General features: G+C 41.2%; 15 protein-coding genes and 1 pseudogene. 13 read left to right on the top strand and 3 right to left on the bottom strand.

Translation table 11 applies throughout. The annotated features are described in order from the left end of the window. Positions 1–5 precede the first annotated feature (5 nt). The 10 genes from FTV25_RS06445 to FTV25_RS06405 all read left to right on the top strand — a co-directional run bounded on the left by FTV25_RS06445 (position 6) and on the right by FTV25_RS06405 (position 8325). On the top strand, positions 6–947 hold the full coding sequence (locus FTV25_RS06445; protein WP_171505607.1) for a TauD/TfdA family dioxygenase: 942 nt from the start codon (positions 6–8) through the stop codon (positions 945–947). Between the two features lie 118 nt (positions 948–1065). Next, positions 1066–1578, top strand: a complete 513-nt coding sequence (locus FTV25_RS06440; protein WP_257218926.1) for a Crp/Fnr family transcriptional regulator — start codon at positions 1066–1068, stop codon at positions 1576–1578. Between the two features lie 9 nt (positions 1579–1587). Continuing rightward, a complete protein-coding gene (locus FTV25_RS16065; RefSeq protein WP_257218928.1) occupies positions 1588–1770 on the top strand; it encodes a helix-turn-helix domain-containing protein in 183 nt (60 codons plus the stop codon). A gap of 110 nt (positions 1771–1880) precedes the next feature. Then, positions 1881–2096 (top strand): molybdopterin-binding protein, encoded by a 216-nt coding sequence (locus FTV25_RS06435; RefSeq protein ID WP_159124130.1) that lies wholly within the window; start codon positions 1881–1883, stop codon positions 2094–2096. A 13-nt stretch (positions 2097–2109) separates the two neighbouring features. Next, positions 2110–3597, top strand: a complete 1488-nt coding sequence (locus FTV25_RS06430) for a hypothetical protein (protein WP_180002671.1) — start codon at positions 2110–2112, stop codon at positions 3595–3597. A gap of 24 nt (positions 3598–3621) precedes the next feature. Next, entirely contained in the window at positions 3622–4689 is a 1068-nt protein-coding gene (locus FTV25_RS06425; RefSeq protein WP_180002673.1) for an ABC transporter substrate-binding protein, read from the top strand. A gap of 27 nt (positions 4690–4716) precedes the next feature. Beyond that, positions 4717–5571, top strand: coding sequence for an ABC transporter permease (locus FTV25_RS06420; RefSeq protein WP_180002702.1), 855 nt, complete (start codon positions 4717–4719; stop codon positions 5569–5571). A 10-nt stretch (positions 5572–5581) separates the two neighbouring features. Next, complete coding sequence (locus FTV25_RS06415) at positions 5582–6343, top strand: ABC transporter permease (protein ID WP_180002675.1); 762 nt, start codon at positions 5582–5584, stop codon at positions 6341–6343. Between the two features lie 18 nt (positions 6344–6361). After that, complete coding sequence (locus tag FTV25_RS06410) at positions 6362–7174, top strand: ABC transporter ATP-binding protein (RefSeq protein ID WP_180002677.1); 813 nt, start codon at positions 6362–6364, stop codon at positions 7172–7174. Positions 7175–7509: 335 nt separating this feature from the next. Beyond that, complete coding sequence (locus FTV25_RS06405; RefSeq protein WP_180002679.1) at positions 7510–8325, top strand: ABC transporter ATP-binding protein; 816 nt, start codon at positions 7510–7512, stop codon at positions 8323–8325. A 149-nt stretch (positions 8326–8474) separates the two neighbouring features. Here the strand turns inward: FTV25_RS06405 and FTV25_RS06400 are convergent, their stop codons facing one another. The 3 genes from FTV25_RS06400 to FTV25_RS06390 form a co-directional block, all read right to left on the bottom strand. After that, positions 8475–9842 carry an LLM class flavin-dependent oxidoreductase gene (locus FTV25_RS06400; protein ID WP_180002681.1) on the bottom strand — a complete coding sequence of 456 codons (1368 nt, stop codon included), beginning with the start codon at positions 9840–9842 and terminating at the stop codon, positions 8475–8477. Positions 9843–10004: 162 nt separating this feature from the next. Next, positions 10005–11369: an MATE family efflux transporter gene (locus FTV25_RS06395; protein WP_180002683.1), complete on the bottom strand. Its 1365-nt coding sequence runs from the start codon at positions 11367–11369 to the stop codon at positions 10005–10007. Between the two features lie 103 nt (positions 11370–11472). After that, positions 11473–12627 (bottom strand): methionine aminotransferase, encoded by a 1155-nt coding sequence (locus FTV25_RS06390; RefSeq protein ID WP_180002685.1) that lies wholly within the window; start codon positions 12625–12627, stop codon positions 11473–11475. A gap of 273 nt (positions 12628–12900) precedes the next feature. On the opposite strand from FTV25_RS06390, the gene FTV25_RS06385 reads away from it, so the two are divergent. The 3 genes and pseudogenes from FTV25_RS06385 to FTV25_RS06375 all read left to right on the top strand — a co-directional run. After that, on the top strand, positions 12901–15729 hold the full coding sequence (locus tag FTV25_RS06385) for a type VI secretion system Vgr family protein (protein ID WP_180002688.1): 2829 nt from the start codon (positions 12901–12903) through the stop codon (positions 15727–15729). A gap of 17 nt (positions 15730–15746) precedes the next feature. Then, the gene (locus FTV25_RS06380) at positions 15747–17750 is read left to right on the top strand and encodes a peptidoglycan DD-metalloendopeptidase family protein (RefSeq protein ID WP_180002690.1); all 2004 of its coding nucleotides are present in this window, start codon (positions 15747–15749) and stop codon (positions 17748–17750) included. An 11-nt stretch (positions 17751–17761) separates the two neighbouring features. Further along, positions 17762–18079, top strand: a pseudogene (locus tag FTV25_RS06375) (hypothetical protein); the annotation flags it as partial.

Raw genomic sequence — 18079 nt, 5'->3', positions numbered from 1 at the left:
TGATCATGGCTTATGAATATAAACACATCCAGGTTCAACCAATTGGTGGCCGTATTGGCGCTGAAATCCAGGGCGTAAAACTGTCAGCGGATTTGGCTGATGAAGTGGTGAATGAAATCAACCAGGCATTATTGCAGCATAAAGCGATCTTCTTTAAAGATCAGCAACATCTGGATGATGTCGCTCAAGAAGCCTTTGCAGCACGTTTAGGCACGCCGTTAAATCACCCGACTGTGCCGGTAAAAGATGGCTCTGCACATATTCTGGAAATTGATTCACGTGGTGCACGTGCAGACAGCTGGCATACGGACATCAGCTTTATTGATGCTTATCCAAAAGCTTCTATTCTTCGTAGCGTGGTTGCACCCGCAGTAGGTGGCAATACCGTATGGGCAAATACAACCGCTGCCTACAATGATTTACCTGAAGAACTGAAAACACTGGCGGATAGCTTGCGTGCGATTCACAGCAACAACTTTGACTATGCTGCAAAAGTCAGTGTTCCAAAAGAAGCTTTGGAAAAATATAAAAACTACTTCAATTCAACTGAATATGAAACTGAACATCCATTAGTACGCGTTCATCCTGAAACAGGTGAAAAAACCTTGTTATTGGGCCATTTCTTTAAGAGCTTCGTCGGTTATAGCTCAAGTGAATCACGCCGTTTATTCGACCTGTTCCAAAGTTATGTAGAGAAGCTGGAAAATATTGTCAGCTGGCGCTGGAGTGCAGGTGATGTGGCGATCTGGGATAACCGTGCAACGCAACACCGTGCGATTAATGATTATGGTGACCAGCACCGTGTAGTACGCCGTGTAACTTTAGAGGGTGATGTGCCAGTCGGTGTGGATGGCCGTCCAAGCCGTGAACTGCGTAAAGATGTCAAGCAGGACATTAGCAACTTCCGCTATAACAGCGAAGACGGTATTTATGAAAAAGTTTCATAAGTAATTCTTATTCAATTGGAAACTTTGCATATAAATAGCTAAAGAATCAAGAATAAATGATTCGCCAGTCATTAATGATCCATCTAATATTTAAATAAAATATAGGGTGGATCATTTTATGAAAATTCATACTGCAAAAAATAATGTGGATTATGACATATTAAAAAATATATTTAAAAATATCTCTGAGGATAAGCTGGATTATATTTTAAAATATTCAACGATTCGAAAATATCAAAAAGGCGATTTGATATTAAATAAAGAAAATTGCCATACTGCTTTATATATATTGCTTGATGGGATTATCCAGATTGGATATTTAAGCCCATCAGGTCGTTTTCATGCCTTTAATTATTTCTCGGAAAAGCATCTGATTAACCTGCTTCCTTGCCTCAATACACAAGTGATTGATTATGATTATTATGCTTTTAATCAGGTCAAGGTCCTGCAAATTCCACAGCATATATTTATAGAAGAAATAAATGATAACAATCACTTAAAGCAGGATGCTTTAAATATTCTCAGCCGTCGGATGCAATATCTGATCCAGCAGGTTAAATTCCTGCAAGTCGCTAATTTACATCAAAAAGTATGCAAGGTTTTGCATGACCTTTCGATTCAGTACGGTTGATCTCATCCTCTGGGAACTGAAATTAAACTCAAGATCTCCCAGCATGATTTAGCAGATTTACTCTCTGCTTCACGCCAAACCATTAATAAAGAAATAAAGAATCTAGCCAGTCAAAATATTCTGGATTGGCAATATGAAAATATCGTGATTAAAAACAAAGAATATTTAAATTATCAGATTAACTGGATTTAAAATAATATTTTTGGATTTTATAAAATAATATATCAAAATCTATTTATATTATTTTTCTGCATATTAAAAATCATGCATATTAATTCCAACCAAAACAACAGGAATTAATAATGACAATTCAATCTATTAATGTGCGTAACCAGTTAAAAGGTACTATTCAGGAAATTGTAAAAGGTGATGTGGTTTCTGAAGTCGATGTGGTGACTGCTTCAGGTATTTTCACTTCGGTAATTACGACACGTTCTGTAGAAGAGCTGGATTTGCAGATAGGAAGTCAGGTGATTGTGCTGATCAAATCGACTGATGTTTCACTGGCAAAACTGTAGGTGTGTCGATTGTATGAAGCAATATTTTAAACAAGGGGCAACGGTACTGACTCTGCTAAGCGCGAGTATTGGCTTAACGCATGCAGATGCGGAGGTAGGTCAGTTACAACAACAGGTCAGTCAACTCGAGCAGTCATTAAAACAATTAAAAACCCAGTTAGCGCAGATTCAGAATCAGAACGAAGCCGTTACAGAAGCCACTACTGCTGATGAGGCTGAACTATCTGCTGATGCAGAAACTGAATCTGATGATGACCAAAGCTTTGTGACACGTGCCGAGTTGCAAGGTCTGCAAAGCGATCTGGAAAACTATAAATATCAGGTACAACGTGACCGCGATACCAAAACGGCATTATCAACACGTCAACTGCTGATTAATGGAGTCGTGCAGGCCAAAGCTTCTTATATCGATGAAGCACAGCGCACTCCACCTACGGGTACCAATACCGGGATGGCAGTTCAAGACCGCCACTCTTCGTTTGATTTAGGTGCAGTCCAAATTGGTTTTATTGGCAATCTGTACAAAGACTATGAAGAAGGCAAAAACCTGGATTTCAATCTGCGTTTTGGTACTTCTCCACAGACAGGAACCAATAACAGTTATCTGAACTTATTGGATGCGCAACTGACTTATCACGTATTGCCAACCTTAAGTGCCGACACGGGGCGCTTGAGCGTCACTTTAGGTCAGCAACTGTTGCCATTTGGCCAGGAAGTTCAGGCCACTGAAGACCTAAAACCTACCATTAACAATGCCTTGTTCAGTTTGCCGGGCCTAGGTTATGGACTGGCACTGCGTGAAGTCGGCTTGATTGTACGTGGGGATGCCTTACCAACCGTGGACTATGGATATAACTATCGCTCGCCAATGATTAGCTATGCCTTTGGTCTGGTGAATGGTAATGGAGCCAATAAATCGGATGACAATGATGACAAAAACTTTATTGGACGTCTGCGTTATACCTTGCCTGCGGAATATAACTCATGGCTGCGTGAACTGAGTTTTGGTCTGTCCTGGTATCAAGGCAAGAGCAATCTATTTGAAATTGATGGTACCAGCGCGGCCTTTGCTGGTAAGGGCGATGTGCTGCGTAAAGGCTTCGATATTTACTATAACCACCATCCATTCGGTGTGACCTATGAATATGTACAAGGTGAAGATGACACCTACATTTCACAAACTGCACAGACCTATAAGCGTGAAAGTGAGTCGCACACAGGTACCTTGTTCTGGAACTTTGGTGAGCAGTTTGTCAAAGGATTCCGTAATCAGGGCCGTTATGACGACTGGTGGCCAAAGTCTTACCAGACCTTCTATCGCTACGACACCATTGATCGTGAAAAGAATTTAGCCGATCAAACTGTTGATATTCACAGTCTGGGCCTGAATGCATTCTTTGCGGAAACCACCAAGTTTCAGATCAACCTGAACCATGTCAACAACGACATTACAAACAAGAGCTATAACGAACTGGTCGCACAATTCCAGTACGGATTCTAATTTTATATTTTGAGGAATTTTCACATGTTTAAATGGTCAAAAGTATTCTTTGCTGGCCTTCTCTCTACAGCAACACTGCTGCCAGCGATTCAGACCTCTGCCGCAGAGGCGAAACCCAGCGTGATCCGTTTTGCTTCGCCGATGGTCGGTACAGGTAATCGCCCTGTAGGTTATGGTAATTACTATGCGACTGCACAGACCTTGGGTTTATTTGAAAAAGAATTCCAGAAAGATGGCATCAAAGTACAATGGAATAACTTTAAAGGAGCGGGTCCTGCGATTAATGAATCTTATGCCAATGGCCTGGTCGATATTACCTGGATTGGTGATTTGCCTGGACTGATTGGCAAAGCCAGTCGTCTGGACACTAAACTGGTCGCCATGGCTGGCTCACAGGATAATACTTATCTGGTGGTAGCACCGGGTTCTCCGGCTAAATCGATTGCTGATTTAAAAGGGAAACGAATAGGCTTCTTTAAAGGAACCAATCTGCATTTATCGATTATTAATGTGGTCAAAAAATACGGATTCAGTGAGAAAGACTTCCGTTTTGTCAACATGGATGGCCCAGTGGCGTATTCCGCTTTAGCCAGTGGTGATATTGATGCAATCTGGAGCAGTAGCTATATTTTTCCTGTAGTCGATCGCGGTATTGCCAAGATTATTTATAGTACCAAAAATGAACCTGATCTCTATAAAACCTCAGGCTATGTACTGGTGAATTCCAAGTTTGAGCAAAAATATCCTGAAGTGGTTCAGCGTGTAGTGAATGTTTTGGTCAAACAAGCGGCTTGGGAAAGCAAGCCCGCTAATAAAGATGCCCTGTTTAAACTCTGGGCAAAATCTGGAATATCGTATAGCAACATCAATAAAGCCCATATTGGGGTAGATCTGAAACGTCATAGTGCCCCGATTTTTGATGCCTATAACGTGTCACTCATTAAGCAGAAGCTTAAAGCGGGTCAAGATTTGAAACTGATTCGCGGTAATGTCGATGTGGATAAATGGATTGAGCCGAAGTATGTCAATAATGCTCTAAAAACACTGAATTTACAGAATTATTGGAAACCTCTCAATGCCAATGGGCAATAACCATCATGCCCTTGAGGAGGTTGAGTGATGTTACAGGAAATCGAGCTTGAAACAGCCAAGACACCGACACAGGACAGTGCTGCATCCAGATTGAACCGAAAAAGTATTCTGAATTTTTTAAAACAGAATCAGGTGTTCATATGGGGAATCGGAATCATTTTCCCCATCGCGCTGCTCTATCTGTGGCATGTGTCGGTAGAACGGAACTGGGTGAATCCTTTATTGCTGCCTGCACCTGAACTGGTCTGGGTCGCCCTGAAAGATCTGTATCAAACTGGCGAACTGTGGAGCAATCTGAGTGTCAGTCTGAGCCGGATTGGCTATGGTTTTAGTGCCGGCATTGTACTGGCACTGGTCTTAGGTCTGACTATGGGGCTGTCACGTCGAGCAGAAGCCTATATCTGGCCCACATTCAAAGCCATTAATCTGGTACCCGTGATCGGCTGGATTCCACTGTTAATTTTACTGGTCGGGATTGATGAAGCCCTCAAGATTATTCTGATTGCTAAAGCCGCGCTGGTACCGATGACCATCAATGTATTTAAAGGCGTGCGCAATATTCCACAGCAATTGACCGAAGTCGCGGAAGTTTATCAGTTGAGCACCTGGTCCAGATTTAAAAATGTGGTTCTGCCAGGTGCCTTTATCAGTTTTATCGGTGGTCTGCGTTTATCTCTGGCAAGTTCATGGGGCGCTCTGGTTGCAGTAGAACTGCTGGCCTCAAGTGAAGGGATCGGCTATGTGATGGTCTATGGCCGTCAGATTTTCCAGCTCGATGTGGTGATGGCAACTGTAGTGGTGATTGGACTGGTGGGATTTGGCTTTGACGTCATTATCCGCCTCATACAAAAACAGTTCCGTGGTTGGGATCAGGCTAGATAGGGAAAATATCATGAAAAAAATAGATTATCGCGGCTGGGTCATTCCTCTGGTTCTGTGGGTTGCCTGGTTGATCGTGACCGCAAAACAATGGATTGATCCTGCTTTGCTGGCACCGCCAGCTGCTGTATGGCAGGCCTTTGTAGAAAGCTGGCAGGCAGGCGAGGTGACAGAAAACATTATCGCCAGTCTACTTCGCAACACGGCAGGGTTTATTGCCGGTGGAGTGATGGGTGCAGTGCTGGGTTTGGCCTTGGGTCTAAATGTCTGGCTGGATCGAATCTTTTCTCCAACACTGAATGCCATTAAACACGTGGCTGTATTTGCCTGGATTCCACTGATGATCATGTGGTTTGGACACGGTGAAGTTTCAAAAGTGATTTTTATTGCCTTAGTGGTGTTCTATCCGGTGTTCTTTAATACCTATGACGGGGTCAAGAATGTGCCGGTCAAAATTAAAGAAGTGGCGCAGATCTTCCAGCTCAGTCCGGTACGTACTTTTTTTAAAGTGATTTTACCCGCAGCAGCCCCAAGTATTTTTGCCGGTTTGAATATTGCGCTGGTATTTTCATGGGTGGCGACTGTGGGCGCGGAGTATTTTTTTGTGTCCTCGGTTGGCGTGGTCAATCCAATCATGGACGGACAGAACCTGTTCCAGATGGAAGTGGTGCTATATGGCATGGCCATTATTGCGATTGTCGGGCTGTTATTTTCCAAGGCAGCACAGTTTTTTGAAAACTATAACTTACGCTGGCGTCAGGCGGCCAATAAATAAAAGATGTGAGATAACAACATGAATCAACAGGTGAATATTAAGGGTCATGTCGAGATCCAGAAACTCGACAAGTTCTTCCCTAAAGATGGGGAAGAGTTGCAGGTATTAGATCAGATTAATTTGAATATCCAGCCAGGCGAGTTCATTAGTATTGTCGGTAATAGTGGCTGTGGTAAATCAACCTTATTACGGCTTTTGGTGGGCCTTGATGCCGAGTTTCAAGGCAGTATTTTGATTGATGGCAAACCGATTCAGGGCACCAGTCTGGATCGCGGTATTGTGTTTCAGGATCACCGTTTGTTCCCTTGGCTGAGTGTCGAGCAGAATGTAGCTTTAGCGCTGGAAAAATCAGGTCTGAGCAAAGCCGAAAAGCAGGAACTCATTGATTATCATCTGGAGCTGGTGCAATTGAGCCAGTTTAAAACTGCCTATCCAAGTCAGCTGTCCGGGGGGATGAGCCAGCGTGTGGCAATTGCACGTAGTCTGGTGAATCGTCCACAAATTTTATTGCTGGATGAACCTTTCGGTGCCTTGGATGCCTTGACCCGTGCCAACTTGCAACAGGAATTACAGCGGATCTGGCAGTCGGAAAAGATCACCTCTATTCTGGTCACTCATGATGTAGAGGAGGCGGTATTGTTAGGTGATCGCGTAGTGGTAATGCAGCCACATCCCGGACGAATCAAACGTATTATGAAAGTGGATCTGGAACGTCCGCGTAAACGTGAAGACTACCGTCTGGCGGCCATTAAAAATGACATCTTGCTTGACTTCCAGGATCAGGTCGAGCTTGTGCCGCATGAATTAGAACAATATAAATTGGCCTGGTAAGCAGAGCCATTTGAATACCCGCATTCGCGGGTTTTTTATTGCCCTAAGCATTGTTGCGATTTGGTTGTTCGGAATATTTTAAATAACGTTTTCTAGAAGAAAAAATTTTAAGTTATTGAAATATATAATTTTATATATAACTATTAAAATCTATACATGCTTTTGATAACCAAATAAAAAATCAAGATAACTCCTTACCCTAAACTCTTTTATAGTCAAAAGAGCCCTATTTTCAGCAGATCTAAAAGAGACAGAAATTTATCCAAGTTCATAAGTAGGATAGATCTAGTCTAGAACAATCATTAAATATGTATTGCAGCAAAAGGTGAGGAAAAATGACGGAGCAATCTCAATGTAGAATCACGATTCAAAATTTATATAAAAGTTATAGCACCGCACCAGATCAGCAGACCCAAGTCCTCGAAGATATTAATCTAGATATTCATGCAGGTGATTTTGTCAGTGTGGTAGGGTATGCTGGCTGCGGTAAATCCACATTGTTACGCTTACTGATGGGCTTGGAACAGCATCAGCAGGGCCAGATTCTGATTCAGGGAAAACAGCCAGCTGAACATCTTCCAAATCTCAGTATTGTCTATCAGGATCATCGACTGTTTAACTGGCTCAGTGTGACGGAAAATATCCGCATGGCCTTACATCAAATCCCTTTAAGCAAAGAAGAGGAAAACCGAAGAATTCAGGAACAGCTGGAATTGCTGCAACTGACACCATTTAAGGATGCTTATCCATCGCACTTGTCTGCTGGCATGAATCTGAAAGTGACCATTGCCAAAAGCCTGGTTACTCAACCGGATATATTATTATTAGATGATCCTTTTGCTGGACTGGACGCGCTGATGCGTCATCATCTGCATGAAGAATTACAGCGAATCTGGAAAGCCAAAAAAATTACCGTGATTTTAGCGACCCAAGATATTGCTGAAGCTTTATTACTGAGCACTTCAGTTGTGGTAATGCAGGCTAATCCTGGACGAATCGAACAGGTTTTAAAAGTGTCTTTATCTTATCCACGCAAGCGCCAGAATACGCGTTTACAGCAGTTGAAAAAAGAAATTCTAAAAGTATTAAATTTTTCAATCGTGAAGGATCAACAGCCGCTACTCACAGGCTCTGGTCAGTTTTGCTGGTAGGCTAGGGTCTTCATTCATTTTAAATTAAACAGAAATCAACAGCGACACAACCTCGCCCATATTTGTCATTTTTATTAGCATCAATTACCCCAGTACTTAACTTAAAGAAATAAAAAATGCCCTATCGGGCATTTTTTATAATGGATGGTTTAAGAGGCAACCGCAGTATTTTGTTGCGCAATCACATACTGATTTTCTGGACGTTTCAATCCTAAGTTTTCACGTAAGGTTGTGCCTTCATATTCGGTCCTGAACAGACCACGGCGTTGTAGCTCAGGTACGATGAAATCGACAAAGTCATTCAGACCGGTAGGCGTAGTTGGTGGCAAGACATTAAAACCATCAGCCGCTTCATTTTCGAACCATTCCTGTAGCTGGTCGACTACCTGTGCAGGTGTCCCGATCAGTGTCCAGTGACCGCGAGCAGAGGCAATATATTCATATAGCTGGCGAATACTAAAGTGATGCTTCGCAGCAATCTCAAACATCATTTGCTGACGGCTAGACTTGATCTCAATATCTTCGAGAGGAAATGGGGCATCCAAATCATAGTTTGAAAGATTAATATCCCCTGCCAGACCAGACAGTAAGCCCAAACCGACATCTGGATGAATCAGACGATTCAGTAATTCATATTTTTCTTTGGCTTCCTGTTCAGTTTTAGCTACAAAGACAGAGACCCCCGGCATTACTTTTAAATCATTCGGATGACGACCGTATTTAGCCAGACGGCCTTTAACATCACGGTAGAAGGCTTGTGCATCAGACAGGCTTTGCTGGGCGGTAAAAATCACTTCGGCATATTTGGCGGCCAGCTCACGTCCATCTTCAGATTGGCCCGCCTGAACAATCACTGGATAGCCTTGTGGTGGACGAGGGACATTGAGTGCACCCTGGACATTAAAATATTTGCCGCTATGCAGGGGTTCGTGCTGTTTAGATGTATCAAAGAAATGACCATTTTCTTTGTCATAGAGGAATGCATCATCTTCCCAGGAGTCCCAGAGCTTCTGTACAACTTCAATAAATTCATCCGCGCGCTCATAACGGACTTTGGCATCCGGATGCGCACTAAAACCAAAGTTCCGCGCGGTTTCAGCAGAAATGGTGGTCACGACATTCCATGCGGTACGACCCTTACTGATATGGTCTAAAGAGGCATATTTTCGTGCCAACAGATATGGTTCTTCATAGGTGGTAGAAGCAGTGGCAATAAAACCAATATTTTGGGTGACGGCTGAAATCGCTGCGAATAAGGTGACGGGTTCAAAGCCCACAACTTTATCGCTATAACCGACATTCTTATTATGTTTGGAAGCGCCATGACTCCAGTTGACTGCCAGACCATCTGCAAGGAAATAGGCATCAAACAGGCCGCGTTCAGCAGTTTTTGCTAATTCAATCGCATAATCAATGCTTAAATGATCCTGAGGACGAGATTCAGGATGGCGCCAACCTGCCGCATGTTGCGAAGTCGTTGGAATAAAAGCACCCAGTTTAATTTGTCGTTTAGCCATGAGAAGACCTTGTGTTTTTATACAATACACTGCTTATAACAAGGATCTTCATGCCTGAAAAATATAATAAAAATGAATCCATATAAAAAATATGGATTAAGCAGGAAATACGCTCTTTAGAGGTGGTTTACTAAGGTTTATCCAGTAGTTCAGGCCGGAAGATTAAACCAGTGCCTCGATGGTCTTTTTCTTCCAGATAAACTGGTAATACAAGCCTTGCATAATACAAAGACAGACAAAGGCAAGGGCATAGCCATACCAGATCCCTTGTAAACCCCACCAGCGGCTGAACATATAGGCAGCTGGTACTTCAATTCCAATAATGGCAATGATATTGATCAACATAGGGATTGTTACTGTGCCACTGGCCCGCATGATCGAAGCAAAAATTGCACTAGCACCAAAGAACAAAATCGACCATAGGACAATGAAGAGAAGTTGCTGACCCAATACCACGACCTGCGGATCAGTAATAAATAGTGCCATGAGATATTTAGAAAACAGATAAGCCAGAATCACCAGACTACCTGTGAACAAGATATTCATACTTAAGGCAGTTCGGGTCACTTTATTGAGCAAATCATTTTTACCAGCACCAATGGCCTGTGCCCCAAAGACGGAAGCCGCAATGGCAATAGAAAGGGCAGGGAACTGAATATAATTCAGCACCTGATTCACGGCACCATAGGCCGCCGTCGCTTCTGCACCATAACGGTTGACCAGACCTACAATGACCAGACCAGCGACTGAAGTTGTGACCATTTGAACCCCGGTTGGAATACCTAAGCGCAGGATAATCTTGCTGAGCTGGGGCTGATGACGGATATCTTTGATCAACGCCCAGTCTGGTCTTAGAGGATGACGCTTATAATTTAAATAGAGAATGAGAAATAACAAAACAGCCAAGTTGCCCAGAATGGTTGCAATTGCAGGAGAGATGATCCCCATTTTAGGAAAACCGAAATAACCGGCGATCAGGACTGGTGTCACCACTAAGCCAACGCCAATCGTCAAAGCAGAGGCAAACAGTGGGGTAGTACTGTCTCCGACCCCACGTAAAATTGAAGTATAAATAATATAAATAAAAATCAGTGGGCTACCAGCCAGCATCCATTGCACATAAGGCAAAGACAGGTGCATCACATCCGGATCTGTACCTAATAATTGCAGGATATTTTCAGCAAAAAATACACCCAATAGGGCAATCAGGCTGCCACCAATCAGTGTCATAAACAGGGTAGAGCCAACTACACAGCGCACTTTTTCCAGGTTTCTGGCACCCCAAGCTTGTCCTACCAGAACCGTAGAACCTGCAGAGAGACCAATCACAAAAGCCATCAGACAGAACAGAATCGGGAAAAATACTGCCACAGCGGCAATTGCTTGCACGCCGAGCATTTGCCCGACAATAACAGTATTAATCGTACCGGACAGGCTTTGCAGGATGTTGGTAACCACCAGCGGTAACAGGAAAATAAAAAATGTTTTCCATAAATTCTGCTGGTGAACCAATGCTTGCTGTGCCATATGACATCCTGTTCTTGATTTTTCATATATTTATCAGGACTAAATTATCCTTGATCCGCATCAAGAACGCCTTAGCTTTTCAGTAACCAATAAGTCTATTTTTTTAAACTTTGGAAAGAATATGTGCTGCTTCTATCAAGGTTTCATCTTTTTTGGCAAAGCAGAAGCGTAATAAGTGTAAATCTTTAGGCGGCTCCTGATAAAACGCTGATACCGGAATCGCCACAACACCGTGTTGTTTCGCCAGATAATGGCACATCGACAGTGCATCCAGATCAGGACGAATTTCACTGTAATCCAGATTCTGGAAATAGGTGCCTTGTGATGGCGTCCAGTGAAAACGGGAGTCTGTCAGTGCATGATTAAACAAATCCCGTTTGGCCTGATAAAAACCGGACAGCTCATGGATATGTTCAGAATGTAGCTGCATATATTCAGTCAAAGCCACCTGAATTGGCGTTACACCACAGAAGCTGACAAACTGGTAAATCTGTCTGAACATCTGCATTAAGGCTGGCGGTGCAACACAGAAACCAGTTTTCCAGCCGGTCACATGAAAGGTTTTACCAAAAGAACCAATCACAAAACTGCGTTCACGGAGTTCCGGAAATGATGCTGCAGAATGATGACGAACTTCATCAAATACCAGATGTTCATAAACTTCATCAGACAGAACCACGATATTACGATCACGAATCAGTTCAATCAGCTGTTGCCAGTCTTGCTCTGTCCATACCGTTCCGGTGGGATTATGCTGTGTATTCACTACAATCATGCGGGTACGGTCATTGATTGCATCTTTGACCTGATTCCAGTCCACAGAAAAACCAGGATATTCCAGAGCGATATGTACCGGTTTGGCACCGACCAGCTTCACGCTTGGCGCATAGCTGTCATAACTGGGATCAAAAATAATGACTTCTTCACCCGCCCGTACCGTTGCCTGAATTGCACAGAAAATTGCAATCGTTGCACCAGGGGTAATGGTGATTTCATCTACCGGATCTAAAGTGAGCTGGTCACGATGCTGATAAAGATCAGCGACCAGCCCACGTAATACTGGCAAGCCATCACCCGGTGCATATTGGTTAAAACCATTTTCAGCTGCCCGACTGAGGGCTTCAATCAATTGCGGTGGAGCAGGAAAATCTGGAAAACCTTGTGACAGGTTAATTGCCCCGAGTTTTTGTGCCAAGGCCGACATGGTACTAAAAATGGTGACGCCCAGATTGGGGAGTTTAGAATGTAACTCAAGCATGTCCTTGGCCTCTGGCTTATCCTGTAATCGAGGATGATGTAGGAGATATAAAGTATTCGGCTTTCAGTGTAGCAGTAAGTGAATCGGCAAATAATCAGAAAAATTGAAAAGGTTGAAACAGAATACATCTTCTATTTCATAAGCATAGAGGATATAAGGTCAGGTTAAGGCTATTCGTGGTTAATTCATGTGAAATAAATACCAAGATGGATTGTTCTAAGCTTATTCCCTAAAATCAGTGCGATAAAAATAACCTCAAATAATAATTATAAAATGCTACAGAGTATTTATACGGTGCTTGAAGGCTTGGGTCTAAGCTCACAGAAGCGTGCACTTCATCTCCGATTTTCTAATGAAATTTTAAATTCTCAGGTTCTGATTCAGCATATTGAAGGCAGGCACTGGATCAATGAGGGGCTACATGCTGAATTACTTTGTCTATCCACCCATCCTTATATTGCCTTAAAACAGTTTATTGGCTGTCAGGTTGCTGTTGATCAGGTCACTGATCAAGGTGAGCTTTTCCGGACTACAGGTATCATTACCGCAGCTAAACAGGGGCATAGCGATGGTGCTTTAAGTGTCTATCAGCTGACTCTCGAAGATGCGACTTCACTTTGGCATAAACGCCGTAATAGTCGTGTGTTTTTGAATAAAAGTGTCAAAGCGATTAGTGAAATTCTGTTTACTGAATGGCAAAAGCGAAGTGGCTTATTTGCGAGAAGTTTAAGTTTGGATCTTTCCGGACTAAACCGTGAATATGATGTACGGCCATTGGTCATACAGTCCAATGAAAGTGATTATGACTTTCTGACCCGCCTATGGCGTAGTGAGGGTATTAACTGGCTGATTGATGAAAAGGAATTAATCATTTCAATATCAGCTCGAACCATTCAGCCACAAGTCCTGCGTCTTGTTGATGAGCAGCAATATTTTCAAGCCTTAAAGCGCCGTTCCATCCGCTTCCATCGCAGTCATGCAACTGAGCAATTCGATACTATCACCAGCCTAATTGCTGAGCGCCAATTAGTGCCAAACAATGTTGGATTGCAACGCTGGCAAGCTATAGATTTGGAGCAAGAGCAAAACCAGCAGTTGGTGAATATTCAGCAAAGTAGTGTTCAGGATCATACTAGTTTAAATCTGGAAGATGTCTGGAACATCAGCCCAGCTTGGACCAGTGACCTAAATAGAGAAGATCAGGCTACATCATCCAGTCCAGCTCAACTGGATCAACTTAGTCAGCAACTTAGTCACTATCATGCCATGCAGTCCAAATATTTTAAGGCCAGCAGTAGTGTTCGTGATGCCCAAGTAGGTTACTGGTTTGAACTGCATGATCATCCCGAAATTGATCAACATCCGTGCAATGAGCGTGAATTTTTAATTTTGGGCAAACACTTCTATAACCAGAATAATTTACCAAAAGACATTTTGCTACAGGTGGATCAGCTCATGCTGTCCAGTCGCTGGAAAGTTCTGGATGACGAGAGACAAGGCAATGAGCTGTATTTAATTCGTCGAGATATTCTGGTGATACCTGAATATCATCCACTACAACATCGGCCCGTGGCCTATCCACAACGGGCGAAAGTGGTAGGGCCTGAAGGTGAGACTATTTATGTCGATGAATGGGGACGCGTGAAGGTTCGTTTTTTATTTACCCGTAGTGAAGATCATCAGCATGATGGTGGTGCTGGCGCCAATGATAATGACACTGATTCGGCCTGGGTAGATGTGCTAACGCCATGGGCAGGTGAAGGTTATGGCGCCCGATTCCATCCACGTATCGGGGAAATCGTAGTGATTGATTTCTTCGAAGGGGATATTGATCGTCCCTTTATTGTTGGACGTATTCATGAAGCTGAACGTTATCAAACTATGTTTGATAAGAAGGGGCAGTTGCCATTCACTAAAAAACTAAGTGGTATCCGTTCTCAAGAGGTGGAGGGTGAAGGTTTTAACCAGCTTCGCTTCGATGATACAACTGGACAGATTAGTGCACAGCTGCAAAGTAGTCATGGGGCCAGTCAGCTAAATTTAGGAAATCTAAGTCATCCAAAAGAAGATGAGGCTAGCGACGGGCGTGGTGAGGGCTTTGAGTTAAGAACAGATCAATGGGGAGCACTTAGAGCGGGAGCTGGCTTGCTTCTCTCTACCTATAAACAAGAAAATGCCAATGCCAATCACTTAAATGCCAGTCCTGCGAAAAGCCAGCTTGAATCTAGTTTGAATCATAGTAAAGCCTTAAGTGAGATTGCCAAAAATCAGCAAACAGACCCCTTAGAAGGGTTAGATCATCTGAAAAAATTTCTGGATCAGATTGAACAGCAAGATCAAAGCAAGGCTGAAACCTTTAAACAGGCTTTAATGCTGCTGTGCGCACCGAATTCAATTGCACTCTCAACTAATGAAGATCTATACCTTTCAGCTGATCAGCAGATTAACCACAGTGCTGCGGATAATATTAATTTTTCCACACAGAAATCTTTGATTGCTCACTCTCAGGACAAGATCAGTTTATTTGCAGCCCAACAAGGATTAAAAGCCGTTGCGGCAAAGGGAAAGGTCGAACTCCAGGCACAAGATGACGCAATAGAAACAATTGCTCGTCATAAAGTAAAAATTATTTCAACTGAAGATCGAATTGAAATTATAAGCCCTAAAGAAATTGTGCTTACTGCTGGTGGTTCTCAGTTAAAGATTAATGGACAAGGTGTATTTGGAGTAACAGATGGGAAGTTTGAGTGTAAAGCGGGGCAGCATATATTTAAAGAAGGAGCCAAAACTATTTATGAGATTCCTGAGTTGCCTAAATCTGGACCATACGCTGTAGATTTTTTATTTAATAGTTTAGGTGGTAGTGGAATTGAAGGTGCTGAAGTAACTATGTTTATACCTGAAAATAAGGAAATTTTATGGGAAGGTAAAACTGATTCTAATGGTAAAACGCAATTATCTATTTCTCAAGAATGGGTTGCTTATGAAGCATTGGTAGGATTTAAGCAATGGTCAAATATCTTTGAAGATTTAGATACTAAAGATTTAGAGGAGGAATTTGATGTGGGTGAGCATGGAATTCAAATTGAAGATATTCAATAATTATAAAGGTGTTCTCTGTGAATTATTATATTGTAAAAAAAGGAGATACATTGTGGGGTATCTCGAAAAAATTTAATATTACAGTACAAAAATTAGCTAAAATTAATAAATTGAATGGTTCTTCTATTCATAAAATACAAGTAGGTCAAAAAATATATATTGATGAGATCAATAAGATTGAAGCTGAATTGATTTTAAAAATTATATTATTAGATTTATCTTTTAAACCTATTTCAAAAGGAATTGTAAAACTAGAATATGATGGTAAATCAAAAGAAATAAATTTTAAAGATGGTGTAATTAATGATATAGAAATCTTAGATCATTCAAAAGGTTTAAAAGTTTATTATAAAAATATAAAAAGTAATTTTGATTTAATAGCTAATCATAAAACTTTACCAATAGGGAAAAAAGTTTTAAGGCTGACTTCAAGGCAAATGAAAGTCTCCGGCAGTCACTATCCTCAATCGGGTATAGTTCAACAGACAATAGAGGAAATCAAAAAATCCTTAAAAAATTTAGCAGATCCTATTGAAAAAGGGGTAAATGAAAAAATAGATACTAGTCAACCATCTATAATTTTACCTAAGCCAGTAAATAGCCAAAAAAGAACTGATTTAGGTAATAGTACCCATATAATTGCAAGCCAATTTACAGAAGAGAACTTCATACTCAATACAGTAAATAATAAATATAGAAAATTTGTTATAGACGCTTCGAAACGTCATGGATTTACTCCACATAGTCTAGCAGCTTTAATTCATGCTGAAGCTGCAAAAAAAAGTAATGGAGAATGGGATTCCAAAAGTTTTAATACCACTACAAATGCCGCAGGATTAACACAATTTCTTAAAGGTACTTGGCTTGAACTTTGTAAAAACCAAGAATCTTTAATAGGGCAATATGCTTCAAAAAATAAATATCTTACTGAGGAGCAACTTTTAAATCTTAGATTCAACTCTGAGTTTTCGATTGATGCAGCAGCTGCTTATGCAATTATAAATTTTAAATGGTCAAAACTACCTTATCAAAAATTAACAGAGCCGAGCTCAATAGCTAAATTTGCTTATCTATTACATCATGAAGGAGCTGGAGGTGCGAGGTCATTCATAAACAATAGTTTTTCCCCAGAAAGAGCAAAAATGTTATTGCTTGCACAATTTGGAAATAAGGGTAAACAAAATGCTTTAGATTATTTGAAAAGATATAACAACGATGCAAAAGTTGCTTATGGAATATGGCTAAGAGCATACATCGATGCACATATTAATATTTATGATTATGTATTGGATAAATCTAAAACTTCTGGAATAAATTTATCTTTAGATGAAACAATTAAAATTTTATTGGGGCAAACTTCTTCACCAACACCAACACCAACACCAACACCAACACCAACACCAACACCAACACCAACACCAACACCAACACCAACACCAACACCAACACCAACACCAACACCAAGTACCGAAATACAAGAAAATAAAATTGTTGGAGGCAGCGGAATGTGGGTAGATCCTTTAGCAATAAACCAGTTAAGAGTTGCCGGTCTAGCTAATGTAAAAAGTGCTACTTTTGGGAAAGTTAGAAATGGAGGTACTAGAAACCATCAAGGTATAGATTTAGCTGCTGATTCCGGTACAAATATTTTTGCGGTATGTAGTGGGGTTATTGCTATTGCAACAGATAGTGGAAAGGCATATGGCAAAATTATAGTATTAGAAGTAAACATTGATGACTTGCCTGAAAAGCAAAAAACTTATGCATCAAAAAATATTACAAACAGCCAATCAATTTATTTTTTTTATGCACATCTATCTACCATAGATGTTGAAAAAGGAGATGTTGTTGATGCTAAGACAATTTTAGGTAAAACAGGTTCTACTGGAAATGCGAGGGGAATGACTACTATATCGAAAGGGGGACATTTGCATTTCGAGGCAAGAAGTTCAGCATTGCTCGGTACAGGCTTGCAAGGAAGATTTGACCCTATTCCTTTTTTTATAACCAAATTGATTTAGGCACTTAAAATATGAAAATACTTAAATCTATAGTAATAATTAGCAGTAGCTTCTTTTCACTATTATGTCACGCAAAAAATATAGATTGGAATGATTACCAGCAAAGTGCTACCCAAATTAAAGAACCAGTTTTATTTCTGGATCAATTTGGTAGATTCTCTCAATTAAATAAAAATTTAAAATTAAGTTTAGTTGATTATGGGGATAAAAACAAAAAATATTCTGGTGGAGATTACATTCTTAAGAGTTATGGCGTCGAAGTTTTAAATAATCAAAAAACTTATATTTTATATCAAGGTACTGTGCCTTTAAAATCAACTGTAGATTTA

This window comes from Acinetobacter sp. YH12249 (assembly GCF_013417475.1).
Lineage (GTDB): Bacteria > Pseudomonadota > Gammaproteobacteria > Pseudomonadales > Moraxellaceae > Acinetobacter.
Note: the sequence above shows the minus strand (reverse complement) of the source record. Positions and strands in the feature narration are given on the sequence as shown.